The sequence below is a fragment of the Massilia agri genome (assembly GCF_024753255.1).
Lineage (GTDB): Bacteria > Pseudomonadota > Gammaproteobacteria > Burkholderiales > Burkholderiaceae_D > Telluria > Telluria agri.
This window is the reverse complement of sequence record NZ_JANUHA010000003.1, coordinates 269,026-292,418: the sequence shown is the minus strand read 5'-3', so window position 1 is coordinate 292,418 and position 23,393 is coordinate 269,026. Positions and strand designations below refer to the sequence as shown.

The 23,393-nt window shown below is 64.9% G+C and carries 24 protein-coding genes; 10 read left to right on the top strand and 14 right to left on the bottom strand.

The window, feature by feature from the left end; translation table 11 throughout:
• Positions 1–187 precede the first annotated feature (187 nt).
• From NX780_RS06345 to NX780_RS06315, 7 genes are all read right to left on the bottom strand, one after another.
• Complete coding sequence (locus tag NX780_RS06345) at positions 188–1,291, bottom strand: alpha/beta hydrolase family protein (RefSeq protein WP_258827003.1); 1,104 nt, start codon at positions 1,289–1,291, stop codon at positions 188–190.
• Positions 1,292–1,309: 18 nt separating this feature from the next.
• Positions 1,310–1,669, bottom strand: a complete 360-nt coding sequence (locus NX780_RS06340) for a hypothetical protein (protein ID WP_258827002.1) — start codon at positions 1,667–1,669, stop codon at positions 1,310–1,312.
• On the bottom strand, positions 1,555–2,223 hold the full coding sequence (locus NX780_RS06335) for a TolB-like translocation protein (protein ID WP_258827001.1): 669 nt from the start codon (positions 2,221–2,223) through the stop codon (positions 1,555–1,557). The genes NX780_RS06340 and NX780_RS06335 overlap by 115 nt, the downstream gene beginning before the upstream one ends.
• 121 nt (positions 2,224–2,344) lie before the next feature.
• Complete coding sequence (locus NX780_RS06330) at positions 2,345–4,405, bottom strand: VC_2705 family sodium/solute symporter (protein WP_258827000.1); 2,061 nt, start codon at positions 4,403–4,405, stop codon at positions 2,345–2,347.
• Complete coding sequence (locus NX780_RS06325; protein ID WP_258826999.1) at positions 4,402–4,698, bottom strand: DUF4212 domain-containing protein; 297 nt, start codon at positions 4,696–4,698, stop codon at positions 4,402–4,404. The genes NX780_RS06330 and NX780_RS06325 overlap by 4 nt, the downstream gene beginning before the upstream one ends.
• Entirely contained in the window at positions 4,688–6,214 is a 1,527-nt protein-coding gene (locus NX780_RS06320; protein ID WP_258827148.1) for a sensor histidine kinase, read from the bottom strand. Before NX780_RS06320 ends, NX780_RS06325 begins: the two co-directional genes overlap by 11 nt.
• Before the next feature lie 50 nt (positions 6,215–6,264).
• On the bottom strand, positions 6,265–6,966 hold the full coding sequence (locus NX780_RS06315) for a response regulator transcription factor (protein WP_258826998.1): 702 nt from the start codon (positions 6,964–6,966) through the stop codon (positions 6,265–6,267).
• A 228-nt stretch (positions 6,967–7,194) separates the two neighbouring features.
• Between NX780_RS06315 and recA the strand changes: the two genes are divergently transcribed.
• From recA to NX780_RS06280, 6 genes are all read left to right on the top strand, one after another.
• Entirely contained in the window at positions 7,195–8,283 is a 1,089-nt protein-coding gene (recA, locus tag NX780_RS06310) for a recombinase RecA (RefSeq protein WP_258826997.1), read from the top strand.
• A gap of 22 nt (positions 8,284–8,305) precedes the next feature.
• Positions 8,306–8,764 (top strand): recombination regulator RecX, encoded by a 459-nt coding sequence (gene recX, locus NX780_RS06305; RefSeq protein WP_258826996.1) that lies wholly within the window; start codon positions 8,306–8,308, stop codon positions 8,762–8,764.
• A 707-nt stretch (positions 8,765–9,471) separates the two neighbouring features.
• Positions 9,472–10,035 carry a DUF2889 domain-containing protein gene (locus NX780_RS06300; RefSeq protein WP_258826995.1) on the top strand — a complete coding sequence of 188 codons (564 nt, stop codon included), beginning with the start codon at positions 9,472–9,474 and terminating at the stop codon, positions 10,033–10,035.
• Positions 10,036–10,113: 78 nt separating this feature from the next.
• On the top strand, positions 10,114–11,283 hold the full coding sequence (gene sucC / locus NX780_RS06295) for an ADP-forming succinate--CoA ligase subunit beta (protein WP_258826994.1): 1,170 nt from the start codon (positions 10,114–10,116) through the stop codon (positions 11,281–11,283).
• 18 nt (positions 11,284–11,301) lie between these two features.
• Positions 11,302–12,183: a succinate--CoA ligase subunit alpha gene (gene sucD / locus NX780_RS06290; RefSeq protein WP_209587196.1), complete on the top strand. Its 882-nt coding sequence runs from the start codon at positions 11,302–11,304 to the stop codon at positions 12,181–12,183.
• Between the two features lie 158 nt (positions 12,184–12,341).
• Positions 12,342–12,986 (top strand): pilin, encoded by a 645-nt coding sequence (locus tag NX780_RS06280; protein ID WP_370663583.1) that lies wholly within the window; start codon positions 12,342–12,344, stop codon positions 12,984–12,986.
• Between the two features lie 90 nt (positions 12,987–13,076).
• Here the strand turns inward: NX780_RS06280 and NX780_RS06275 are convergent, their stop codons facing one another.
• From NX780_RS06275 to moaC, 4 genes are all read right to left on the bottom strand, one after another.
• Positions 13,077–15,131, bottom strand: coding sequence for a S9 family peptidase (locus NX780_RS06275; RefSeq protein WP_258826993.1), 2,055 nt, complete (start codon positions 15,129–15,131; stop codon positions 13,077–13,079).
• Between the two features lie 111 nt (positions 15,132–15,242).
• A complete protein-coding gene (locus NX780_RS06270) occupies positions 15,243–15,968 on the bottom strand; it encodes a flagellar brake protein (protein WP_258826992.1) in 726 nt (241 codons plus the stop codon).
• 149 nt (positions 15,969–16,117) lie between these two features.
• Entirely contained in the window at positions 16,118–16,726 is a 609-nt protein-coding gene (locus tag NX780_RS06265) for a hypothetical protein (RefSeq protein WP_258826991.1), read from the bottom strand.
• 30 nt (positions 16,727–16,756) lie between these two features.
• Positions 16,757–17,269 (bottom strand): cyclic pyranopterin monophosphate synthase MoaC, encoded by a 513-nt coding sequence (gene moaC, locus NX780_RS06260; protein WP_258826990.1) that lies wholly within the window; start codon positions 17,267–17,269, stop codon positions 16,757–16,759.
• Between the two features lie 90 nt (positions 17,270–17,359).
• On the opposite strand from moaC, the gene NX780_RS06255 reads away from it, so the two are divergent.
• The gene (locus NX780_RS06255) at positions 17,360–18,952 is read left to right on the top strand and encodes a M48 family metalloprotease (protein ID WP_258826989.1); all 1,593 of its coding nucleotides are present in this window, start codon (positions 17,360–17,362) and stop codon (positions 18,950–18,952) included.
• 3 nt (positions 18,953–18,955) lie between these two features.
• On the opposite strand, the gene NX780_RS06250 is transcribed toward NX780_RS06255, so the two are convergent.
• Genes NX780_RS06250 through NX780_RS06240 form a run of 3 tightly spaced genes read right to left on the bottom strand, consistent with a single transcriptional unit; the run spans position 18,956 to position 20,826 of the window.
• Positions 18,956–19,543, bottom strand: a complete 588-nt coding sequence (locus NX780_RS06250) for a DUF2946 family protein (protein WP_258826988.1) — start codon at positions 19,541–19,543, stop codon at positions 18,956–18,958.
• Positions 19,544–19,547: 4 nt separating this feature from the next.
• Positions 19,548–20,651 (bottom strand): YheT family hydrolase, encoded by a 1,104-nt coding sequence (locus NX780_RS06245; protein WP_370663587.1) that lies wholly within the window; start codon positions 20,649–20,651, stop codon positions 19,548–19,550.
• Positions 20,572–20,826 (bottom strand): zinc-finger domain-containing protein, encoded by a 255-nt coding sequence (locus NX780_RS06240; protein WP_502572588.1) that lies wholly within the window; start codon positions 20,824–20,826, stop codon positions 20,572–20,574. The genes NX780_RS06245 and NX780_RS06240 overlap by 80 nt, the downstream gene beginning before the upstream one ends.
• Positions 20,827–20,997: 171 nt before the next feature.
• Between NX780_RS06240 and NX780_RS06235 the strand changes: the two genes are divergently transcribed.
• Genes NX780_RS06235 through NX780_RS06225 form a run of 3 tightly spaced genes read left to right on the top strand, consistent with a single transcriptional unit; the run spans position 20,998 to position 23,335 of the window.
• A complete protein-coding gene (locus tag NX780_RS06235; RefSeq protein WP_258826986.1) occupies positions 20,998–21,750 on the top strand; it encodes an AzlC family ABC transporter permease in 753 nt (250 codons plus the stop codon).
• Complete coding sequence (locus tag NX780_RS06230) at positions 21,743–22,087, top strand: AzlD domain-containing protein (RefSeq protein WP_258826985.1); 345 nt, start codon at positions 21,743–21,745, stop codon at positions 22,085–22,087. Before NX780_RS06235 ends, NX780_RS06230 begins: the two co-directional genes overlap by 8 nt.
• Positions 22,088–22,129: 42 nt before the next feature.
• Positions 22,130–23,335, top strand: a complete 1,206-nt coding sequence (locus tag NX780_RS06225; protein ID WP_258826984.1) for a phosphoglycerate kinase — start codon at positions 22,130–22,132, stop codon at positions 23,333–23,335.
• The last annotated feature ends 58 nt before the right edge of the window (positions 23,336–23,393 follow it).

The following is a 23,393-nucleotide window of genomic DNA, read 5'->3' as shown; positions in this document are numbered from 1 at the left end:
AGCCGAAGAAAAAGGGGCGCCGCGGCGCCCCTTGTCACGTCCGGCGCCTAAGTACTCGCCCCGAAATAAATGTGTTTTTGGCTGCCATAACCGGCGCGTTGCTGCGTTGGCTCCTGCTTGCAGTGCTCGCACTGCGGCGCACTCGCCGCCTTGCACCGCATCCGATTCTGTTTGCCAAAATTCACATCTATTTCTTGTTGAGTACTTGGCGTGCGGCGCCGATGTGCTTGTCCAGGAACTTCTCCACCCTTCCCCAGAAGTCCACCCGGGTCGACAGCTGCGACCAGCCGTGTCCCTCTTCGGGATAGACCACCCATTCCACCTGTTTGTTGTGGCTCGCCACCGCGTCGCGGAACTTGTTGCCGTGGTAGAGCGGCACGCGGCGGTCCGAGGCGCCGTAGGCCATCAGCACGGGCTGGGTGATGCGCGCCGCCTGCTCGATCGGCGAGGTGGCCTTGAGCTGGGCCGCGTCCTTGACCTGGTCGCCGACCAGCAGCGGCATGCCGTGGATGCGGTAGTCGTCCTGCATGTCGGACTTGAAGCTCCAGTGGCCGTCGTAGAGCAGGTCGATGTCGGTGACGCCGAGGTAGTTGACCGCGCACTTGTACAGGTCAGGGTCCTTGACGAGGCCCATCAGCGCCGCATAGCCGCCGTAGCTGCCGCCGGCGATGCAGATGCGCTGCGGATCCGCGTAGCCCTGGGCGATCGCCCAGCGCGCGCCGTCGGCGATATCGTCCTGCATCGCCAGGCCCCACTGTTTCCAGCCCGCGCGGTAGTGCGCCTGGCCGTAGCCGCGGCTGCCGCGGAAGTCGGGCTCCAGCACCGCGTAGCCGCGCGAGGCCAGGAACTGCGTCTCCGCGTTCCAGCCCCAGTGGTTGCCGCGCACATAGGGGCCGCCGTGCACCAGCATCACCAGCGGCAGGTTCTTCTTCGCGCCGCCGGCCGGCAGCGTGAGCAGGGCCGGAATTTCGCGGCCGTCGCGCGCCTTGTAGCGCACCGGGTCCTGGCGTCCCATGCGGGCCGGGTCGATGCCGTCGCGGCTCCTGCCGACCAGGACGAATGCGTCGGTCTTCTTGTTGTAGGCGCGGTAGGTCACCGGGCGCGTGTCCGAGTACGAGCGCACCAGCACCCATTGCGCATCCGGCTGCGAGGGCACCGAGATCGTGTTGACGGTGCCGGGGAGCTGCTTGTCGACGGCTTGCTGGACGGCTTGCATCTCCTTGTCGAACCAGACGTTGGCGCGGGCGTCGGTCTCGATCGAGACGCCCAGCACCTTGCCGCGCCGGGTCACCAGGCCGCCGGTGAAATCTTAGCCGCGGGTAACCACGACCGGCTCCGGACTGAGCTTGCCGCTGGCCAGGTCGTAGGTGTGCAGCGACGCGGTGTCCTGGCCCGCCTGGGCCAGCACGAACAGGGTGCCGTCGGCGCCGAAACCGACCGGCGAGAAGGCGTCCTTGCTGCCGGCATAGGTGGCGAATTGGGCGATGGTGCGCCACTCGTCGCCGGCAGGATCACGGTAATAGATGGTGGTCTTGCCGTCCTCGCTCCGGGTGGTCAGGCGTGGCTCGCCCGCGTTGTCGAGCAGCCAGCTGTCGACATTGCCCGGGCGCTTGACCGACTTGGTCTGGCCGGTGCGCGTTTCGAGCTGCAGCAGGCCGACCGTGCGCACTTCGCCGAGGTCGTTGAACTCGGGTGTGACACGTAGGCCCAGTTCGAATCCTGGGCGCCGCGCTGGCCGAGCATGAAGGTATTCCAGGGCAGGATGCGGCGGTTGATGTTGGTGCCGGGCGTGGCGGCTTCCTGGGGGCCGCGCCGGTGCGCGAGCTGGCGCATGGCGGAGCCGTCGCGGTCGACCGCATACAGGCCGCTGGAGAGCACCTGGCCGCCCGGGCCGGTCTGCTTGTCGGCGACATTGAACAGCAGGCGCTCATCGTTCACCCACTGGAAGTCGAGGATGTCGGCATCCTTGAAGCCGGCGACCAGGCGCGGCTTGCTGTCCTGCAGGTCGAGCACCACCAGCGCGTCGCGCCGGCCGGGTGCGGCCGAGACCGCGGCCAGGTAGCGCCCGCTGGGCGACAGCGTCACGTCTTCCAGCAGCGGGTTGGAGAAGAAGGCTTCGAGCGGCACCGGCGGCAGGGCCGGGGCCTGGGCATGGGCGGCCGGTACGGCGAGCAGGGCGAGGATGGCTGCGGCATGCAGCGAACGGGCAAGGATGGACGTCATATCGGCTTGTTGAAAGTGTGATGGCCTTGAAGGCGCGATCACGATATCAGTATTGCCGCGTCGGTAGAATGGCCTCGCATGCTTTCATGCCGCACGCATGCGCTCCATGCCTGCCGCGTATTCACGACTCCTGTTCCGGCGCGCGGATGTAGTCGACCATGCGCAGGTTCGCCTGGCTCGGCGGGGCGCTGAGCAGGCTGCCCACGATGGTGGCCAGCAGGCCGGCCGGCACCCCGAACACGCCCGCCGCCAGCGGCTGGATGCCGAGCCAGGATGCGTCCAGGCTGCCGCCCAGGGTGGGACTGGCGCGCAGCATGTACCACAGGCAGACCATCAGGCCCGTCACCATGCCGGCGATCGCCCCGGTGTGGTTGGCGCGCTTCCAGAAGACGCCCAGCACCAGCACCGGGAACAGCGTGGAACCGGCAAGCGAAAACGCCGCCCCGACCAGCGAGAGGATGTCGGCCGGCCTTTGAGACGCCGCATAGGCCGCGATGAAGGCCACCGCCAGCAGCAGGAGCTTGGAGATCGTCACCCGCTTCTGGGTCGAGGCGCCCGGATCGACCATCTTGTAGTAGACGTCGTGCGAGAGCGCGTTGGAGATCGCCAGCAGCAGGCCGTCCGCCGTGGACAGCGCCGCCGCCAGGCCGCCGGCCGCCACCAGGCCCGAGATCACATAGGGCAGGCCGCCGATCTCCGGCGTGGCCAGCACCAGCACGTCGGCGTCGATCGCCAGCTCGGCCAGCTGCACGATGCCGTCGCCGTTGATGTCGGTAACGTTGACGAGGGGCGAGACCTTGTCCACGTTGGCCCAGTACGAAATCCAGGTCGGCAGTGTGGAATAGTCGCTGCCCACCAGCGAGGTGTAGATGTCGTACTTGGCCAGCACGGCCAGCGCCGGAATGGTCAGGTAGATCAAGAGGATGAAGAACAGGGTCCAGAACACCGACACCCGGGTCTCGTTGACCGAGGGCGTGGTGTAGGCGCGCATCAGGATGTGGGGCAGGGCGGCGGTGCCGAACATCAGGCAGAACACCACGGCCAGGAAGTTGTTGCGGCGCTTGTCCGATTCCGCGTCGGTGGCGCCGGGGAAAGGCGTGGCGTGCGGCTCGGGCGGACGCGCCCGCGCCAGGTTGGCGTCGCGCTGTTCCTGCCATACGGTGCGCGCCTCGTCAGCCGAACCCGGGTAGGTGTTCAGGTCGCGCTCGGCCTGGCGCACCTCGCCCAGCGAGGCGTTGCGGGCCCGGACCTCGGCCAGGGCGCGCTGGGCTTCCAGCTTGCCCGCCTCCCACGAGGCCGGCAGCGCCGCGATGCGCTGGGTGTACTCGTCCGCGCGGCGCCGGAACTCGGCGCGCACCTGTTCTTCGCGCGGGTCCTTGGCCAGCTGCGCTTCGCGCTGCGCCAGCTTGGGCAGGAGCGAGCCGTAGGCCACCTGGGGCACCGGATTGTCCGCATGCTTGGCGGAGAGCCAGATCGTCGGAATCAAGAAGGCGACCAGCAGGATGATGTACTGCGCCACCTGGGTCCAGGTGATGCCGCGCATGCCGCCCAGGAAGGAGCAGACCAGGATGCTGGCCAGGCCCAGGAAGATGCCGACCGAGAAGTCGACCCCGGTGAAACGCGAGGCGATCAGGCCGACCGCATAGATCTGCGCCACCACATAGGTGAAGGAGACCACGATGGTGGCGCCGACCGCGAGCGCGCGCACCGGCCCGCCGCGTCCACCCGCGCCGCCACCGTAGCGCGCCGCCAGGAAGTCCGGGATGGTGTACTGCGCAAACTTGCGCAGGTAGGGCGCGATGAGCAGGGCCACCAGCACGTAGCCGCCGGTCCAGCCCATGATGTAGGCGAGGCTGTCGAAGCCGTAGAGATACAGGCCTCCGGCCAGGCTGATGAAGCTGGCCGCCGAGATCCAGTCGGCGGCGGTGGCCATGCCGTTGAACAGGGCCGGCACCCGGCGTCCCGCCACGTAGTATTCGGTGACGTTGGAGGTGCGCGCGATCACCCCGATGGTGGCGTACAGGGCGATGGTGGCGAACATGAAGATGTAGCCGATCCACAGGCGCGGCATGCCTTCCTGCTCGAGCAGGGCCAGCGCCACCAGGAACAGCGCGAAGCAGCCGGTGTACCAGAGGTAGTAGCGCGACAGCTTGCGGAAGTAGGGCGGCTTCTTCGCGCTCACGCATCCTCCTTGTTCGAGCCCAGCAGGTCCAGGTGGCGGCGGTCGAGCACCCGCATGCGCCAGGCGTAGAAGGCGATCACGGCCAGCGACACCAGCGAGGCGCCCTGGGCCGCCATGTAGAAGGAGAGCGGCCAGCCGAATACCGCCAGATGCGACAGTTCGCGCGCGAAGAAGATGGTGCCGAAGCAGGTGAGCAGCCACAGGACCAGCAGGACCAGGGTCATGCGCCGCGTGCGCTCCCAGTGGGCGGCGCGGGCGGCCAGCAGGCGCGCGTGGTTGGAATCAGTCGGCATCGATGGGTTCCTGGACGGGTGGCGGGAAGGTCAGGCGGAACAGGCTGCCCGGGAACTTCTTGGAATGGCTGCGCGGATTGTTGAAGATGTCGATCTCGGCCCCGTGCTGCTGGGCGATCTCGCGCACGATGGCCAGCCCCAGGCCGCTGCCCTGCACATTGGTGCCGAGGATGCGGTAGAAGCGCTCGAATACATGGGCGCGCTCGGCGGGGGCGATGCCGGGGCCGGTGTCCTCGACCTCGAGCAGGGCCTGCTCGCCGTCGCGCCGCACCCGCACCGTGACGCTGCCGTTTGGCGGCGTGTAGCGCAGCGCATTGTCGATCAGGTTCGACAGCAGTTCGCGCAGCATCAAGGCGTTGCCGGCGATGTGCAAGGGTTCTTCCGCCAAGGCGTCGGGCGGCGCGTCGGGCAGCTCGAAACCGAGGTCGATCCGGGCGGCGAAGGACGCCTGTACCCAGTCCTGCACGGTGGCGCGCGCCAGCTGGGCCAGGTCGATCTCTTCGAAGGCCAGGCCGGCGTGCGGCTGGTTCTCGGCGCGCGCGAGGGCCAGGAGCTGGTTGACCAGGCGGGTGGCCGATTCCGAACTCGTGGCCAGCTGCTCGAGCGAGCGGTGGATCTCGCCGGGGTCGACCTGGCGCAGGGCCAGCTCGGACTGCATGCGCATGCCGGCCAGCGGCGTCTTCATCTGGTGGGCGGCGTCGGCGATGAAGCGCTTCTGCATCTCCACGGTCTGGGCCAGGCGTTCGAGCATGTCGTTGAACGAGCCGACCAGCGGCGAGATCTCTTCCGGCACCTGGCGCGGATCGATCGGCGACAGGTCGTCCTGGGGCCGGGCGCGGATGCGTTCCTGCAGCTCGGCCAGCGGAGACAGGCCGCGCGACAGGGCGAACCAGACCAGGGCCAGGATCACCGGCAGGATGATGAACTGGGGCAGGATCACGCCCTTGATGATCTCGTTGGCCAGGTGGGCGCGCTTGTCCAGCGTCTCGGCCACCTGCACCAGGGCCAGCTCGGGCTCCGCGCCCTTGCCGGGCTCGCGCAGCGGGTCCAGGTTCACATAGGAATAGGCGACCCGCACCGGGGTGCCGTGGATGCTGTCGTTGCGGAAGGAGACGGCGCCGCCGCGCGCCTGGTCGTCATCGCTGCCGGTGCGCGGACGCGGCAGGTCGCGGTCGCCGTCCAGGTGCAGGCCGGCCGGACCGCTGATCTGGAAGTAGACGCTGTCGACGTCGTCGGCGCGCAGCACGTCGTGCGCGCTGCCGGGCAGCTGCACCACGGGCTTGCCGGACACGGTGCGGATCTGCTGCGACAGCACCGTGACGCGGTCTTCCAGCGCATCGTCGAAAGGCTGGTTGGCGATCGACTTCGCCACCAGGTAGGTGATGGCGATGCTCATCGGCCACAGCAGCAGCAGCGGGGCCAGCATCCAGTCGAGGATCTCGCCGAACAGCGAGTGGCGGATGTTCTCGTCCGGCTCGGGGTTGGGCGGGACGTAGAGGGGAGCGGGCTGCGGCATGGGCCCGGGCGGCTCCAGGGGGCCGGCTTCCAGCCCGGCGTCGCGGTCGTTCACTTGCTGTCGGGTGCGGGAGTGCGCGGGGTGTCGGCGTATTTTTCGAGGCAGTAGCCGAGGCCGCGCACGGTGGCGATGCGCACGCCGCCGACCTCGATCTTCTTGCGCAGGCGGTGCACGTAGACCTCGATGGCGTTGTTCGAGACTTCCTCGCCCCATTCGCACAGGTGGTCGACCAGCTGCTCTTTCGAGACCAGGCGTCCGGTGCGCGCCAGCAGCACTTCCAGCAGGCCCAGCTCGCGCGCCGACAGGTCGAGCATCTGGTCGTTGATATAGGCGCTGCGGCCGACCTGGTCGTAGACCAGCGGTCCATGTTTCACGACGGTCGGGCCGCCGCCGGCGCCGCGGCGGGTGAGGGCGCGCACCCGCGCCTCCAGCTCGGACAGGGCGAAAGGCTTGGCCATGTAGTCGTCGGCGCCCAGGTCCAGGCCCTCGACGCGCTGCTCGACCGAATCGGCGGCGGTGAGGATCAGCACCGGCAGGAGCGAGGAGCGGGCGCGCAGGCGGCGCAGCACTTCCAGTCCGGACAGCTTGGGCAGGCCGAGATCGAGGATGAGGAGGTCGAACTCCTGGGTGGACAGGGCCGTGTCGGCATCCTGGCCGTTCTTGACGCAATCGATGGCGTAGCCGGACTGGCGCAGGGACCGCGTTAATCCATCGGCAAGTACGCTATCATCTTCGGCGAGCAAAATTCGCATGGGGGACCTCGGTAATACATATAGAGCACGAAGGCCCCTATTGTGTTTGATTTATCGCAACAATGCGAGCCTACCACACCGGCATTTTTCGCTTGCTTAAACTACTGGATTTATATACAGTAGTGGCTTGTTTTCGCTTGCCAGAACCACTGGATTTTTATACAGTAGTGCTCTTGATTTTGCGTGGTAGCGCCCCTACCTTGCCTACTCCACAGCTGAAAGTACACCATGGACGACAAAAAAACCGCAGTAAACGCCGCTGAAAAGGGCAAGGCGCTCGCAGCCGCCCTGGCGCAGATTGAAAAGCAGTTCGGCAAGGGCTCGGTGATGCGCATGGATACCAGCGCACCGGTCGAGGAAGTGCAGACTGTTTCCACCGGCTCGCTGGGCCTGGACATCGCGCTTGGCGTCGGTGGCCTGCCACGCGGCCGTATCGTCGAGATTTACGGTCCGGAATCGTCGGGTAAGACTACCCTGACCCTGCAGACCATCGCCCAGATGCAAAAACTGGGTGGCACCTGCGCCTTCATCGACGCCGAGCACGCGCTCGACGTGACCTACGCGCAAAAGCTGGGCATCAACCTGGGCGACCTGCTGATCTCGCAGCCGGACACCGGCGAACAGGCCCTGGAAATCACCGACGCCCTGGTGCGTTCGGGTTCGGTCGACCTCGTGGTCATCGACTCGGTGGCGGCACTGACCCCGCGCGCCGAGATCGAAGGCGACATGGGCGACTCGCTGCCAGGCCTGCAGGCACGCCTGATGTCCCAGGCGCTGCGCAAGCTGACCGGCTCGATCAACCGCACCAACACCCTGGTCATCTTCATCAACCAGATCCGTATGAAGATCGGTGTGATGTTCGGCAGCCCGGAAACCACGACCGGCGGTAACGCGCTGAAGTTCTACGCCTCCGTGCGTATGGACATCCGCCGTACCGGTTCGATCAAGTCGGGTGACGAGGTGATCGGTAACGAAACCAAGGTCAAGGTCGTCAAGAACAAGATCGCGCCGCCGTTCAAGGAAGCCCACTTCGACATCCTGTACGGAGAAGGCACCTCGCGCGAAGGCGAAATCCTGGACCTGGGCGCCGACAACAAGATCGTCGAGAAGTCGGGCTCCTGGTACTCCTACAACGGCGAACGTATCGGCCAGGGCAAGGATAACGCCCGCCTGTTCCTGAAAGAGCGTCCGGCACTGGCACGCGAAATCGAGAACAAGGTCCGTGCCGCCCTGGGCGTGCGCGAACTGCCGCCGGTCGCTGCTGAAGACGGCGGCAAGGATGGCGGCAAGCCGAACCTGAAGGCAGTCGGCGAGTAATCGCCGGGTTCAGCTCTAGCACATGCCAGCACCCCAGCTCAGCCTGAAAGGACGCGCGCTTCGTTTCCTCTCGATGCGCGAACACAGCCGGCTCGAGCTGGGCCGCAAGCTGGCCCGTTATGCCGAGGAGGGCGATGACGTGGAAGCCCTCCTGGATTTCCTTGAAAAGAACAACTGGCTGTCGCAGGAAAGGTTTGCTGAATCCCTGATCAACAGGAAGGCAAGCCGCTTTGGCAACAGCCGTGTGATGGCCGAGCTGCAAAGCCACGGCATCAAAGGCGAAGCGTTGGACGAGATCAAATCCTCGCTTGCCGACAGCGAAACAGCGCGAGCCAGAGAAGTCTGGCAGCGCAAGTTCGGCACCGTCGCCGCCGATGCGGCCGAGCGTGCCAAGCAGATGCGCTTCCTGCTGCAGCGTGGCTTCTCCCAACGCGCTGCCCGGATCGCGATGCAGGGCGCTCCCGACGACGACGAGCTGTAGGCAGGCTTTAGTTCAAGCCTGCTGCCCCGACGAGCCGGCCTGGCCCCAGGTTTGCTCCGACGATATGCCAGGCGCGGCCGCAAGCCTGTCCATATCACCTTATTCTCCGCGCTCCCGTCCGGGCAGCGCAGCTCCGGCGCCAGCGTGGAGCGTCATTCCCGATATGCCCCGGCATATTCCTCAACGGGTGATGGCGCTGCACGCTGGCGCTTGCTCATGCCGTCCGCCTCATCACTGTTTTTCGTAGGGTGGGCGGCTCCACCCCGCACGGTGATCAGCCCATCCCTTTGCGCCGCCCACGCGGCCGGGCAGCCCGACTGCCACCACGCCGTAGCTGCAGTCCGCCACAAGCTCGCCAGCGGCTCGAATCCTGTCCAGGGCATAACCAGGACCCGCTGCGAGCATGAGCCACGCCCATCCTCACCTTGAGCGAACTGCCCGAGCCCCCGGCAACTCATCAATTGGTCCGGCCACCCACCCAACCCGTCTAACCACACGCAATATTGACCACTCAGCAAGAAACCCGTCACGAATACGCTGCAATGCGGCAAAAACGCCTCCGCTGAAGTGCAACTGCCAACATGCTGTGCTAAACTTTCACGGTTTAAGCAGCGCCGCATGAGCGGTTGTTGTCGTAGAAGCTACGACAACGTGCATGAAGCACACTGGCTGCACCACTAACCGCCGCGCAAGCGGCATTGGTTTTTATGCCCCTGTCTCCTCCCGTATCGCGCTCGCTCCGGCATACGCGCGCCATCACCGTCGAAGCCTTTGCGCGCGACGATGGCCTGTGGGATCTGGACGCCAGTATCCGCGACGTCAAAACCCGTGACATCGAGCTCGGCTCGGGCACTCGCCCGGGCGGCTTGCCCGTACACGACCTCAAGCTGCGCGTCACCATCGACCGCGATCTGACCATCGTGGATGCGGAGGCTGCGTCCGACGCGGTTCCCTATCCCGGTTTCTGCGAGGCGATCGGCCCTGCCTACAAAAAGCTGATCGGCCTGTCGTTGATGAACCATTTCCGGCTGCACCTGAAAGATCGCCTGTCCGGCGTGCTCGGCTGCACCCATCTGACCGAATTGGCCCAGGTGCTGCCTACCGCAGCGCTGCAGGCCTTTGCCGACGAGGAGTTCGAAACCCGCGACGGCGCCGACGACAACTCGGCCAAACGGCCCTTCGAGCTCGACCGTTGCCATGCGTTGCGCAGCGACGGCCCCGCCGTGGCCACCTACTATCCTCGCTGGGCGATCAAAGCCGTGTCGGGTTAGGATTCGATGTTTGTCGATAGTTTTTAATCATTAATTCAACCGTATTTCTAATTCAGTAATAGAAGAAGGGAAGCCAGCATGAAAATCCATGAGTATCAGGGCAAAGAGATCCTCCGAAAATTCGGAGTGACCGTTCCGCGCGGCATTCCGTGCATGAACGTGGAAGAGGCCGTCAAGGCCGCTGAAGAGCTGGGCGGCCCGGTCTGGGTCGTCAAGGCGCAGATCCATGCCGGTGGCCGTGGTAAAGGCGGCGGCGTCAAGGTCGCCAAGTCGCTGGAACAGGTCAAGGAATACGCAGACCAGATCATGGGCATGCAGCTGGTGACCCACCAGACCGGCCCGGAAGGCCAGAAAGTCCGCCGCCTGCTGATCGAAGAAGGCGCAGACATCAAAAAGGAACTGTACGTGTCGCTGGTCACCGACCGCGTCACCCAGAAGGTCGTGCTGATGGCCTCGTCGGAAGGCGGCATGGACATCGAAGAAGTCGCGCACACCAACCCGGAAAAGATCCACAACGTCGTGATCGAACCGTCGATCGGCCTGACCGACGAGCAGGCTGACGACGTCGCCCGCAAGATCGGCGTGCCGGAAGCGTCGGTCGTCGACGCCCGCACCAACCTGCAAGGCCTGTACAAAGCCTACTGGGAAACCGATGCATCGCTGGCCGAAATCAACCCGCTGATCCTGACCGGTTCGGGCAAGGTCATCGCCCTGGACGCCAAGTTCAACTTCGACTCGAACGCCCTGTTCCGTCATCCGGAAATCGTCGCCTACCGCGACCTGGACGAAGAAGACCCGGCTGAAGTCGAAGCATCGAAGTTCGACCTGGCTTACATCTCGCTCGACGGCAACATCGGCTGCCTGGTGAACGGCGCCGGCCTGGCCATGGCAACCATGGACACCATCAAGCTGTTCGGCGGCGAGCCGGCCAACTTCCTCGACGTCGGCGGTGGCGCGACTGCAGAGAAAGTGACCGAAGCATTCAAGATCATGCTGAAGAACCCGGGCCTGAAAGCCATCCTGGTCAACATCTTCGGCGGCATCATGCGCTGCGACGTGATCGCCGAAGGCGTCATCACCGCATCGAAAGCTGTCTCGCTGCAGGTGCCGCTGGTCGTCCGCATGAAGGGCACCAACGAAGACCTGGGCAAGAAGATGCTGGCTGATTCGGGCCTGCCGATCATTTCCGCAGACACCATGGAAGACGCAGCGAAGCAGGTCGTTGCCGCTGCCGCTGGCCAAGCCTAATTCGCGAAGGAATACAACATGTCCATTCTGATTAATAAAGACACCAAAGTCATCACCCAAGGTATCACCGGCAAGACCGGCCAGTTCCACACCCGCATGTGCCGCGACTACGCGAACGGCCGTGAAGCTTTCGTGGCAGGCGTGAACCCGAAGAAAGCCGGCGAAGACTTCGAAGGCATCCCGATCTACGCATCGGTCAAGGAAGCCAAGTCGGAAACCGGCGCAACCGTGTCGGTGATCTACGTTCCGCCGGCAGGCGCTGCCGCCGCGATCTGGGAAGCCGTCGAAGCCGAACTCGACCTGGCAATCTGCATCACCGAAGGCATCCCGGTCCGTGACATGATGGAAGTCAAGGATCGCATGGCCAAGGCCGGTTCGAAGACCCTGCTGCTGGGCCCGAACTGCCCAGGCCTGATCACCCCGGACGAGATCAAGATCGGCATCATGCCGGGTCACATCCACAAGAAGGGCCGCATCGGCGTCGTGTCGCGCTCGGGCACCCTGACCTATGAAGCAGTCGGCCAGCTGACCGCCCTGGGTCTGGGCCAGTCGTCGGCAGTCGGTATCGGCGGCGACCCGATCAACGGCCTGAAGCACATCGATGTGATGCGCATGTTCAACGACGATCCTGACACCGACGCGGTCATCATGATCGGCGAGATCGGCGGTCCGGACGAGGCGAACGCCGCTCATTGGATCAAGGACAACATGAAGAAGCCGGTCGTCGGCTTCATCGCCGGCGTCACCGCGCCTCCGGGCAAGCGCATGGGCCACGCCGGCGCGCTGATCTCGGGCGGCGCCGACACCGCGCAAGCCAAGCTGGAAATCATGGAAGCCTGCGGCATCAAGGTCACCAAGAACCCGTCGGAAATGGCTCGCCTGCTGAAAGCGATGCTGTGATCAAAGTTGTTTAAGGTTGACGAAGACGGGGAGCGCAAGCTCCCCGTTTTTTTCGCCTTGTCAGACGTGCTGGCACGACTGGGTATGCCAATATTTCCTCAAAACATGACAAATTGCGTTACAAGAACTGTCCACCTGACAAAAATTGCTGAGCTTAAGTGACAAAATTTGTCACTGCTCAAGCCAAAACTTGCGCTGGCACACCGATTTCTTATCTGGGAATTAATAAAATCAGCATTTTTGGGGCTGGCACGCCGATTGCATATAAGAAAGCGTGGCAACAAGCAGTAACCCCAACAACCTGTAACACCAAACCTGGAGAGATGAAAATGAACTTCAAACAACAACTGCAAGCTAAGAAAGCTCAAGGCGGCTTCACCCTGATCGAACTGATGATCGTCGTTGCGATCATCGGTATCCTGGCAGCTGTCGCCATCCCGGCATACCAGGACTACATCGCCAAGTCGAAGGGCGCCGCTGCTTACGCCGACATCGCCGGTGGCAAGACTGGCTACGAAATGGCCGTTGTCGAAGGTGGCGCGGCTGACGCAGCTGCCTACCTGAAAAAGGCTGGCCTGGCCGGCAGCACCGGCAACTGCACCACGATCACCGCTGCTGCTCCGGGCGCCAACACCGCGGTCCTGACCTGCGCCATCGCCAACCCGGGCCGCCTGGGCACCGGCGCCACGGTCGCCCTGCATCGCACCACCAGCGGCATCTATAGCTGTGTCGCAACCAGCTTCGCCGATGCTAAGTTCTTGCCGGCAGGCTGCGTGGCTACCGCTGGCGCCGACCAGACCTGATAGCAATACCGCATGATGACCGCTCCACGGTCGTCGACAGAAAAGAGACCGCCTCGGCGGTCTCTTTTCGTTCCAAATGCGGAAAAGCGCTTACTGCTTCAGGTGGCGATCCAGCCACTTCATCACCGTGTGGTGCCACTGCACCGAATTCGCTGGCTTGAGCACCCAATGGTTCTCATCCGGGAACACCAGCAGCTGGCTCTCGATGCCCTTGCGCTGCAGCGCCGTGAAGGTCCCCAATGCCTGCGCGGTCGGGATGCGGAAGTCGAGGTCGCCCTGGATCACGAGCATCGGCGTCTTCCACTTGTTCACGTGGTGCACCGGGTTGAACTTCTCGTGGTTCTGCGGCACCGCGAAATAGGCGCCGCCGTTTTCCCAGTCCGTGAACCACTGTTCCTCGGTCGAATAGGCCATGCCGCGGCTGTCGAACACGCCGTCATGGTTGACCAGGCAGCGGAAACCGTCGTTCCAGTTCCCCGCGATCCAGTTCATCATGTAGCCGCCGTAGGAAGCGCCCAGCGCGCAGCTGCGGCCACGGTCCAGCCAGGGGAATTTCTCTACCGCCGCAGCCAGGCCTTTCTGCAGATCCTCCAAAGGCTTGCCGCCCCAGTCGCCGCTGATCGAATCCGTGAACTTCTGGCCATAGCCGGTCGATCCGTGGAAGTCGATGAACACGGTGGCATAGCCGGCGCCCGCATACACCTGCGGATTCCAGCGGTAGCTCCAGCCATTGCCGAAACTGCCCTGCGGCCCGCCGTGCACCAGGAAGGCCACCGGGTATTTCTTGCCCGGCTCGGCGTTCCAGGGCTTCATCACGTGGCCGTAAACGGTGTCGCCGTTCGCGCCCTTGAAGCTGAACTGCTCGTATTCACCCCAGCGCACATCCGCCAGGCGCTCGGCATTTAGCTTCGTCAACTGCACGGGCTTGGCGCCCAGCTTCATCGAGAACAGCTGCGCGCCGGAGGCCAGGTTGGCCTGGGTGTAGGCGAGCGTATCGCCGCGCAGGTCGAAGGCGCCGACCGCGCCCTTGTCGGTCAGGGGCGTCACCTTGCCGTTCGAGACATCAATCGAGAACAGGCGGTGCTGGCCGATATCCTCGGCGTCGACGACCAGCGCCTTGCCGTCGGCGCGCCACTGCAGGCTGCCCGCCGAGCGGTCCCAGTCCGCCGCCAGCTTGCGCTTCTGTCCCGTCGCGACATCCATCAGCATGATCTGGTAGCGGTCGGCCTCGAAGCCGGGCCGTGCCATCGCCAGATAGGCGAGGGTGCGGCCGTCCGGCGAGAACACGCCCTTGGTATCCCAGGCCGGATTGTCGGCCGTCAGGTTGCGCGGCGCCGCGCCGCCGACGGCCGGCACGGAGTACAGGTCGAAGTTGGTCGACCAGGCTTCGGTCTTGCCGGCAATGCGCGCCGCGAACACGATGCTATTGCCATCCGGGCTGAAGCGGAACTCCTCGCGGTCGCCGAAGGGTTTCGACGGCACGTCGCCATCCAGGGAACCGGACAGGGAAACCGGCGCGCCGCTCACCTTGCCGTTCGCGTCGAGCGCGGCCGAGAACAGCACATTGTTGCGGTGGTCGTTCCAGGTGTCCCAGTGGCGCACGAAGAGGCGGTCGTACAGCTTGCCGGTGGCCTTGTCCTTTTCCTTCGCATCGAGCCGGGACTTGGTGCAGGCCAGGTCGGCGCAGTCGCGGAACACGGACAGGCTCAGCGCCAGGCGGTCGCCCTGCGGCGACACGCGGAAGCTCTCGACGTCGAGCGGCAGGTTCGTCACCTGCACCGGCTCGCCGCCGGCGACCGGCAGGCGCCACACCTGGGAGGAACCCGAACGGGTCGACAGGAAATACACGGCATCCCCGCGCGGCGACCATTCCGGTTCAGTACTGCTCGAGCCATGGTTGGTCACCCGCTGCGGCGCCGCCTTGGCAGCCTTCAGATCGACCATCCAGAGTTCGGTATGGCCGCGGTTCTTGGCCATGTCCGCGCTGCGCACGGTATAGACGACGCGGCTCGCGTCGGGCGACACGGCCGGGCTGCCCACCCGTTCCATGTTGACCATGTCTTCCACGGTAAAGCCGCGCGGCGCCGCCATCGCGGTAGTGGCGGCCAGCGTGGCGGCCGCCATTGTCAGCAGACGAAATCTCATTGCATCCTCTTGTTCATGGCGTACGGGGCCGGATGCCGGGTACGCAGTCCAACAATTTACCATGCATGGGCAATGGCGACTGCCGGGCTGAAGGAGGCGGGAAGGTGCGTGTCAGACGATCTTGAGCCGGTCGGCCAGAAGCGCCTCGTAGGTCAGGTTCTGCAGCAGCGTGTAGTGCATGGGATCGAGGTCCACGAACTGCACGCCATAGCTGAACACTTCTCGGCTCTCGCCTGCAGCCTGGCTCGCGGTGCGGTTGCGGACGATGGCGCGCGTCTCGATGCGCACCGCGTGGGTGCCGGAGGGCGGCAGCACCGTGAAGTCGAGCGTGACTTCCTCGCCGTCCGGCGGCAGCGATTGCGCCGAATGGATGCGCACGCCCGTGACCGACACGTCGACGATGCTGCCGTGGACCGTGGCCGCACCAATGCCGGACGCCTTGATACTGACCGGGATGTCGGCCTTGACCCTTGCGGCGCCGCGCAGGCTGGTGCCCTGGATGGCGGTCGGGAAGGACAGGTGGGCATAAAACAGCGGCCGCGGGAAGACCCGCTCCACCGTGCAGGCGAACGAGCAGACGTTCACACCCGAGAATACCCGGATCGTGACGCGTTCGCCATCGCCGAGCGTGATCGGCGCGCCGTGCTCCATCGGGATCTTGACGATGATGTACTCGTCCTTGACGTAGCCGATGAGGGTGGAGAAGTGCTGGACCGGCTTGACCTGCCGATGCGTGATGAACTGCAGGCGCATGCCGACTTGCAGGTTCATCGCTTCGAACTCGAATTCCTGGGCTTTGAGCTCGTGAACCTGGCTGTTCATCGGACGGGCGTTCATGTCATTTGAAATGCAAAGGCGACATGGTAACAGTTACGCGTGAACTAAATGTGGTGGAATGTAACTTCCGGTGCAACGACATGGTTCGTGCACCCTGAACGGCATGCAGCTGAACACTTCTCTACACTCGTCTCCCAGTGAAGCGGCGGCTATCGGCGGCGTCCGTCAAATCTTTCGGCAATGACGTACGACTGCCCGATTTTCAACACCTGCAGTTGAGAGTACGGTACGTGCTCAGAACCGTTCCATTTTTTCGGTGTGATGCCCGCCAGCGCATTGACCTGGATAGGTTTATCCCGAAGGGCGTCGAGAATGCGTTCCGCAAGGGAGGCAGGAAAGCGTCCGAGCAATCCAAAGCTTGAACTGCAAATGCCGCGGGCGGAGGGTTCGCCATTGATGAATCTGTCAATATAGTCTGGCCTGCCCATGACTTCGATACAGCAGGAGCAAACAATGCCGAAGAGCGCCTCTTGCGCGATTTCGTTCCTGGAAAACATGATCGGAATGTCCTGTTCCAGGAATGGCTTGAGCAGGGGAGAGTGGGGCGACACATCGAGACCGACGACCCATTCCGATCGCAGGGATTCTTCGACCACGTCCTTGCAGGAAATCGTCCATTGTTCCGTTTCGCAATCGTCATGGAAAGTGATCGACAGCGTGACTTCCAGGTCATCCTCAACCCAATCTGCGCCGGTGATGCGTATTCCTCCTTCCGCATCGTCGAATCGTGATTCCAGCGCTGCAAGCAAGGAAATCATGCTGTCGGCCAAGAGCGAGTGGAGAGCGAATTACGATCGTGGATCGGCCAACGCCGTCCAATCGCCCGACTTTCCACCGTGCTTCTCCAGCACCCGCACATTGGTCATCACCATGCCCCGATCCACCGCCTTGCACATGTCATAGATCGTCAGCAAGCCTACCTGCACCGAAGTAAGCGCTTCCATCTCGACCCCGGTCTTGCCGATGGTCTCCACCTGCGCCCGGCAGTGCACGCTGCTGGCCGCCGCGTCGATCTCGAAATCGACCGCCACCCGGGTGATCGGCAGCGGGTGGCACAGTGGCACCAGGTCGCTGGTGCGTTTCGACGCCATGATGGCGGCGATCCGGGCGATGCCGATCACGTCGCCCTTCTTCGCCGTGCCCGACTGGATCAGCGCCAGGGTCTCCGGTTTCATGCGGATGGTGCCGGCGGCGACGGCGATGCGGTGGCTGTCCTGCTTGGCGCCGACGTCGACCATGTGGGCCTGGCCGGTAGAGTCGAAATGGGTCAGGCCGTCGGCGGGTGCAGTAGGAGAAGTCATTGCCAAGGAATCATTAAAAGGAGATTAAGGGCGGCTTACAAAGTGTTCAGCAGGCAGCAACGCGGCTGCGGATGGGGTTATCATAGCATTGTGAAATCCGCTCCCAGCCCAGCATCGGCGCGCCGCTGGCGTCCAGCGCTCACTGCCGTGACCCTGTGCACGGCGGCTGCGTTCGCCTTCGCCGCCCCCGCCGATCCCCTGCAAAAGCTCGACTCCACCCGCCTGCCGACGCTCGGCGATACCGCGCGCCAGGATCTGTCGCCCGTGCTCGAGCGCAAGCTCGGCGAGATGATCATGCGCGACGTGCGGCGCGATCCCGCCTATCTCGACGACGCGCCCATCATCGAGTACCTGAACAATTTCGGCAGCGCACTGGTCGCCGCCGTGCCCGGCGCGCGCGGCGAGACCAATGCCGATTTCTCCTTCTTCGCCATGCGCGATGTGAACCTGAACGCCTTCGCGCTGCCCGGCGGCTTCATCGCCGCGCACACGGGCCTGCTGGTCGCGGCCCAGAACGAATCCGAGCTGGCCGGGGTGATGTCCCACGAGATCGGCCACGTGACGCAGCGCCACATCGCGCGCAGCCTGGGGCAGCAGAAGCAGGACATGTTGCTGCCGCTGGCGGCGATGATCCTCGCCGCGCTGGCCGCCAAGTCCAGCCCCGATGCCGCCATGGGCGTGCTGATGGGCGGGCAGGGCCTGGCCATCCAGCGCCAGCTGAACTTCGGCCGCGATGCCGAGCGCGAGGCGGACCGGGTCGGCATCCAGATCATGGCCGCCGGTGGCTACGACACCACCGGCATGGTCGGCTTCTTCAAGCGCCTGCAGAGCGCGACCCGCCTGAGCGGCGACATTCCCGCCCACCTGGCCCACCTGAGCAGCCACCCGCTGACGGCGGAGCGCATCACCGACATGCAGGCGCGCATCCGCGAGATCCCGAAGAAGCCGCGGGTCGACAACGTCGACTTCCAGCTGATCCGCGCCCGTGCCCGCGTGCTGCAGGACGAAACCGTCACCGGCCGGCGTGACACCAGGATCGCCTTCGAAACCCAGCTCAAGGAACAGCACCGGCATCTGCAGGCCGGGGCCCAGTATGGCCTGGCCTTGCTGGCGCTGCGCCAGGGGAATGTGGGCGAGGCCCAGGGCTGGCTCGACAAGGCGCGCGCCACCATGAAGCCGAAGGAAGGCGTGTTCTCGAGCGCGTCGAACGCGGGCGACGGGGCGGCGCTGTTCGCAGGGCTCGAGATCGACATCAAGCTGGCGCCGGGCCAGCCTGCCGCCCAGGTCGAGCAGGCGGTGCAGCTGGCGGATGCGGCGCGCCAGCGCTATCCGCTGTCGCGCGCCCTCGCGCACCAGTATGCCGAAGCCCTGATCGCCGCCGGCAAGTACGAGGATGCGACCCGCTACCTGCGGGAACAGACCCAGCTCTATCGCGAGGAGCCGAAGCTGCACGACATGCTGGCCAAGGCCTATGCCAAGCAGGGCAAGATCGGCCTGCAGCACATGGCGCTGGCGGAATCGTATGTGATGGCCGGCGCCCTGCCGGCCGCGGTGGCGCAGCTCGAGCTGGCGCGCAAGGCGGGGGATGTGTCCTTCTACGACCAGGCTGTCATCGATGCGCGCGAGCGCGCGCTGAAGGCGCAGCAGAAGGCGGAGAAGGAAGACATGAAGGACTTCGAGTAGTCCCTACATCCCCGGCAATTGCACATAGCCGAAGCGGCGCTGCAGGGCTTCCGTCACCAGGCGCTCCACGCGCACGCGCCGCTCGCCCAGCACCAGGGACAGTTCTTCCGTATCGTCCTCGAGCCAGGCCAGGATCGCCTCGATCGACGCCGGCCGTCCCGCGAGTTCCATGCGCGCCAGCACCTGCGCCGCGTCGCGGTCGTCCAGTTGGGCGACGATTTCTCCCGACTGCAGCACCACGGCGCCGGCCTCGGTCATGAACACGGCTTCCAGTTCCGGCATCGGCTGCCCGGTCTGCAGGACAAAACCCTGGGCCGGGTCGGTGCGGGCGATGAAGGGCGTCGCCTCGAGGTTGACGTAGACCCGCTGCGGCCCGTTCTGGAAATACCAGTTGCCCTTGCCGTCGTGGCCGTAATTGCGGTTGATGAAGCCGACCAGGGCCTGGTTCGCCAGTTTGTCCCCCGGGCCGTTGGCGCGCTGGGCCGCCTCGTCGCGCATGCGCCAGTTGCCGCGCGCATCCAGCGCCAGCCAGCCGTAGCAGTGCGGTACGTTCGGCCACTTGGCCATTGCCTGTTTTACGATATCGTCCATAGTCTCAAGCTTCGCATGGTTCGGTGGCGGCCGCGCTTGCCGCACGCGAACCGGCATGGGAATCGAAGAAATGCAGGATGCGCCGCGGCAGCCAGTCGATCCGCCCCGGGAAGGGGCCGACGGGGAAGCCGACATGGCCGCCTTCCTCAGGATACTCCAGCGTCACGGCCCTGGATGCCTTCTCCGGCAAATGGCGGCCCGGCAGGAAGGGATCGTTGCGGGCGTTCAGCACCAGGGTCGGCACGGTGATGGCGTCCAGCACGTGGCGGGCGCTGGCGCGGTGCCAATAGTCGTCGGTGTCCCTGTAGCCGTGCAGCGGCGCGGTCACCACATTGTCGAAAGCGTAGAGGTCGCGCGCCTGCAGGAGGGCAGTACGGTCGAACAGGCCCGGGTAGCGTTCCAGCTTGGCCAGGCACTTGGGCTTGAGCGTCTGCAGGAACATGCGCGTGTACAGCATGTTCAGGCCCGAGGACAGCGCTTCGCCGCCACGCGCCAGGTCGAGCGGGGCCGAGATGGCGCAGGCCGCCTCCACGAAATCGGCGCCATGGCCGGATTCGCCGAGCCAGCGCAGCAGCGCGTTGCCGCCCAGGGAGACGCCGGCCACGTACAGGGGACCGGGCGCGCGTGCATGCAGCTTGCGCACGATCCAGTCGACCTCAAGCGCATCGCCCGAGTGATAAAAGCGGGGCGTCAGGTTGGCTTCGCCGGAGCATCCGCGAAAATGCGGCACCGCGCCGGACCAGCCGCGCGCGTGCAGCGCCGCCATCAGGCTGCGCGCATAATGGCTGTTCGAGGATCCTTCGAGGCCGTGGAACAGCACCACCAGCGGCTGGCCCGGTTGTCCGTCGACGAAATCGACGTCGATGAAATCGCCGTCGCCCGTCGGCCAGCGCTCGCGCCGATAGGCGACCGGGGGCTTGGCAAGGCAGGTCGCCGGATAGATGGTCTGGAGGTGGCCGCCGGGCAGCCAGGCGGGCGCGCGGTAGAGCATGGCGGAGACGGCGCGGCGGGAGCCGCGCCGGAGGCGATCAGTGGTGCTTGAGCTCGACGCCCGGGGCCAGGCGGTACTGGGTGCCGCAGTAGGGGCACTTGGCGTCGCCGTGGTGATCGAAATCGAGGAAGACGCGCGGGTGCGAGGACCACAGCGGCATTGCCGGATTCGGGCAGTGTGCCGGCAGGTCTTTAGCCTCGAGTTCCACCACGGGCATCGTGTTTTGGGTCATCTGGTTCTCCGTCAAGCGTAGTTTAGGCAAAGACACGATTCTACCGGATTCACCATGCATGCTGAAATGATCGGTAGAATAGCGAACTGATCACAATCCAGCCCGGGTGCGCAAGATGTCTTCCTGCAGAGCCCCGGGGCCGCTTTACGAACACCTCCAGATGCGTTTCATGTCCGACCGTTTCAAGCCCGTCGCCGCATCCGCCCCGCCGGGCCGTTGCAGGAATGCCACATGAACGGGGCCGTGCCGCCAGGCCAGCAGCTCCCCGACACGGTCGAAATCCATGACCCCCAGGCTTGGCGCGAAGGCTTCAAGACCGGCCTGCCGAGCCTGTTCGGCATCGGCGCATGGGGCCTGGTGGTCGGCATCGCCATGGTCAAGACCGGCCTGACGGCCTGGCAGGCGGTCGGCATGACCCTGCTGGTCTTCGCCGGTTCCGCCCAGCTCGCTTCGCTTCCCCTGATCGCGGCCGCCGCGCCGGTCTGGGTGATCTTCGCTACCGCGCTGGTCGTCAACCTGCGCTTCGTGATCTTCTCCGCCCTGCTCGGGCCGCACTTCGCCCACCTGCCGTGGAAGCAGCGCTTCCTGCTTGGCTATATTTCGGGCGACCTGACCGTGGCCCTGTTCCTGCAGCGTTATCCGACCGCCGAGCGCGTCGCAGGCAAGCTTTCCTACCTGAAGGGCCTGATGGTTCCGAACTGGTTCGCGTGGCAGGCTGGTTCGCTGGTCGGCATCTTCCTGGGCAGCGCAATCCCGACCGAATGGGGGCTGGGTTTTGCGGGCACCCTGGCGATCCTGTGCATCATGGTCCCCCTGATCATCAACAATGCCGCCCTGTGCGGGGTGGTGGTCGCCCTCGTGATCTCGGTCCTTGCCTATGGCCTGCCGTACAAGCTCGGCCTGCTGCTTGCCGTCGTAGTGGGCATGGTCACGTCCATGTTCGTCGAAGAAACCCTGGCCAAGCGAAAGGCGGGCAATGTCTGACTGGGAGATCTGGGCCACCATCGGCGTCCTGTGCGTGGCCACCGCCGCCACCCGCAGTTCCTTCTGGCTGATCGGCCACCGCGTCACCATCCCGCCGCGGGTGCAGGAGATGCTGCGCTATGCGCCGGCCTGCGCGCTGGCGGCCATCATCGGGCCGGACCTGCTGATCGATCCGCAGGGCCAGGTACAGCTGACCATTGCTAATCCGAAGCTGCTGGCCGGTCTTGCCGCACTGGCGTTCTACCTCTGGCGCCGCAGCATGCTGATGACCATCATCTTCGGTATGGTGGTCTTTACACTGTTGCGCGTGTTGCACGTTTTTGGACAGGGCGCCTAATGTACAATGACGTTTTTTCACTATTTCACTGTTGACTAGCCAATGGACGACGTTCTCAGTTTCACCCGCCTGCAAGACCTGATCGACCGTGACGCGCTGAAAGACAAGCGCGTGTTCATCCGCGCCGACCTGAACGTGCCGCAGGATGACGCTGGCAATATCACCGAAGACACCCGTGTCCGCGCCTCCGTGCCGGCCATCCAGGCCGCCCTGAAGGCCGGCGCCGCCGTGATGGTCACCTCGCACCTGGGCCGCCCGACCGAAGGCGAGTTCAAGCCGGAAGACAGCCTGGCGCCGGTCGCCAGGCGCCTCTCCGAGCTGCTCGGCCAGCCGGTGGAACTGAAGCAGGACTGGGTCGATGGCGTGGATGTCGCGCCGGGCCAGGTCGTGCTGCTGGAAAACTGCCGCGTCAACAAGGGTGAGAAGAAGAACTCGGACGAGCTGGCCGAGAAGATGGCCAAGCTCTGCGACGTCTACGTCAACGACGCCTTCGGCACCGCCCACCGCGCCGAAGCCACCACCCACGGCATCGCGAAATTCGCACCGGTGGCCGTGGCCGGCCCGCTGCTCGCGGCCGAACTGGACGCCCTGGGCAAGGCCCTGGGCCAGCCGAACCGTCCGCTGCTGGCCATCGTGGCCGGCTCGAAAGTGTCGAGCAAGCTGACCATCCTGCAGAGCCTGGCCGGTAAGGTGGACAACCTGGTGGTCGGCGGCGGCATCGCCAACACCTTCATGAAGGCCGTCGGCCTGAACATCGGCAAGTCGCTGGTGGAAAACGACCTGGTCGGCGAAGCCAAGCAGATCATCGACATGATGGCCGCCCGCGGCGCCCAGGTGCCGATTCCCGTGGACGTGGTCTGCGCCAAGGAATTCAGCCCGACCGCCGCCGCGACCGTCAAGGATGTGAAGGACGTGGCGGACGACGACATGATCCTCGACATCGGCCCGAAGACGGCCGCCATGCTGGCCGAACAGGTCGCCAAGGCCGGCACCATCGTCTGGAACGGCCCGGTCGGCGTGTTCGAGTTCGACCAGTTCGCCGAGGGCACCAAGACCCTGGCCATGGCCATCGCCGACTCGCAGGGCTTCTCGATCGCCGGCGGCGGCGACACCCTGGCGGCGATCGCCAAGTACGATATCGGCGACCGCATCGGTTACATCTCGACCGGCGGCGGCGCCTTCCTCGAGTTCCTGGAAGGGAAGACCCTGCCGGCAGTCGAGATTCTGCTCCAGCGTAACGCCAAATAAATAAGAAGTGAACACAGCGCAGCTTTGAAAGCTGCGCTTCTCTTTTCAAGATCAAGGA

Bases quoted from the DNA above. Each gene is read 5' to 3' on its own strand.
- NX780_RS06335 (WP_258827001.1), bottom strand. From the start codon at position 2,223: ATGACGTCCATCCTTGCCCGTTCGCTGCATGCCGCAGCCATCCTCGCC.
- NX780_RS06325 (WP_258826999.1), bottom strand. From the start codon at position 4,698: ATGCCGACTGATTCCAACCACGCGCGCCTGCTGGCCGCCCGCGCCGCC.
- NX780_RS06320 (WP_258827148.1), bottom strand. From the start codon at position 6,214: ATGCCGCAGCCCGCTCCCCTCTACGTCCCGCCCAACCCCGAGCCGGAC.
- NX780_RS06315 (WP_258826998.1), bottom strand. From the start codon at position 6,966: ATGCGAATTTTGCTCGCCGAAGATGATAGCGTACTTGCCGATGGATTA.
- recA (WP_258826997.1), top strand. From the start codon at position 7,195: ATGGACGACAAAAAAACCGCAGTAAACGCCGCTGAAAAGGGCAAGGCG.
- recX (WP_258826996.1), top strand. From the start codon at position 8,306: ATGCCAGCACCCCAGCTCAGCCTGAAAGGACGCGCGCTTCGTTTCCTC.
- NX780_RS06300 (WP_258826995.1), top strand. From the start codon at position 9,472: ATGCCCCTGTCTCCTCCCGTATCGCGCTCGCTCCGGCATACGCGCGCC.
- sucC (WP_258826994.1), top strand. From the start codon at position 10,114: ATGAAAATCCATGAGTATCAGGGCAAAGAGATCCTCCGAAAATTCGGA.
- sucD (WP_209587196.1), top strand. From the start codon at position 11,302: ATGTCCATTCTGATTAATAAAGACACCAAAGTCATCACCCAAGGTATC.
- NX780_RS06275 (WP_258826993.1), bottom strand. From the start codon at position 15,131: ATGAGATTTCGTCTGCTGACAATGGCGGCCGCCACGCTGGCCGCCACT.
- NX780_RS06270 (WP_258826992.1), bottom strand. From the start codon at position 15,968: ATGAACGCCCGTCCGATGAACAGCCAGGTTCACGAGCTCAAAGCCCAG.
- NX780_RS06265 (WP_258826991.1), bottom strand. From the start codon at position 16,726: ATGATTTCCTTGCTTGCAGCGCTGGAATCACGATTCGACGATGCGGAA.
- moaC (WP_258826990.1), bottom strand. From the start codon at position 17,269: ATGACTTCTCCTACTGCACCCGCCGACGGCCTGACCCATTTCGACTCT.
- NX780_RS06250 (WP_258826988.1), bottom strand. From the start codon at position 19,543: ATGGACGATATCGTAAAACAGGCAATGGCCAAGTGGCCGAACGTACCG.
- NX780_RS06240 (WP_502572588.1), bottom strand. From the start codon at position 20,826: ATGCATGGTGAATCCGGTAGAATCGTGTCTTTGCCTAAACTACGCTTG.
- NX780_RS06235 (WP_258826986.1), top strand. From the start codon at position 20,998: ATGAACGGGGCCGTGCCGCCAGGCCAGCAGCTCCCCGACACGGTCGAA.
- NX780_RS06230 (WP_258826985.1), top strand. From the start codon at position 21,743: ATGTCTGACTGGGAGATCTGGGCCACCATCGGCGTCCTGTGCGTGGCC.
- NX780_RS06225 (WP_258826984.1), top strand. From the start codon at position 22,130: ATGGACGACGTTCTCAGTTTCACCCGCCTGCAAGACCTGATCGACCGT.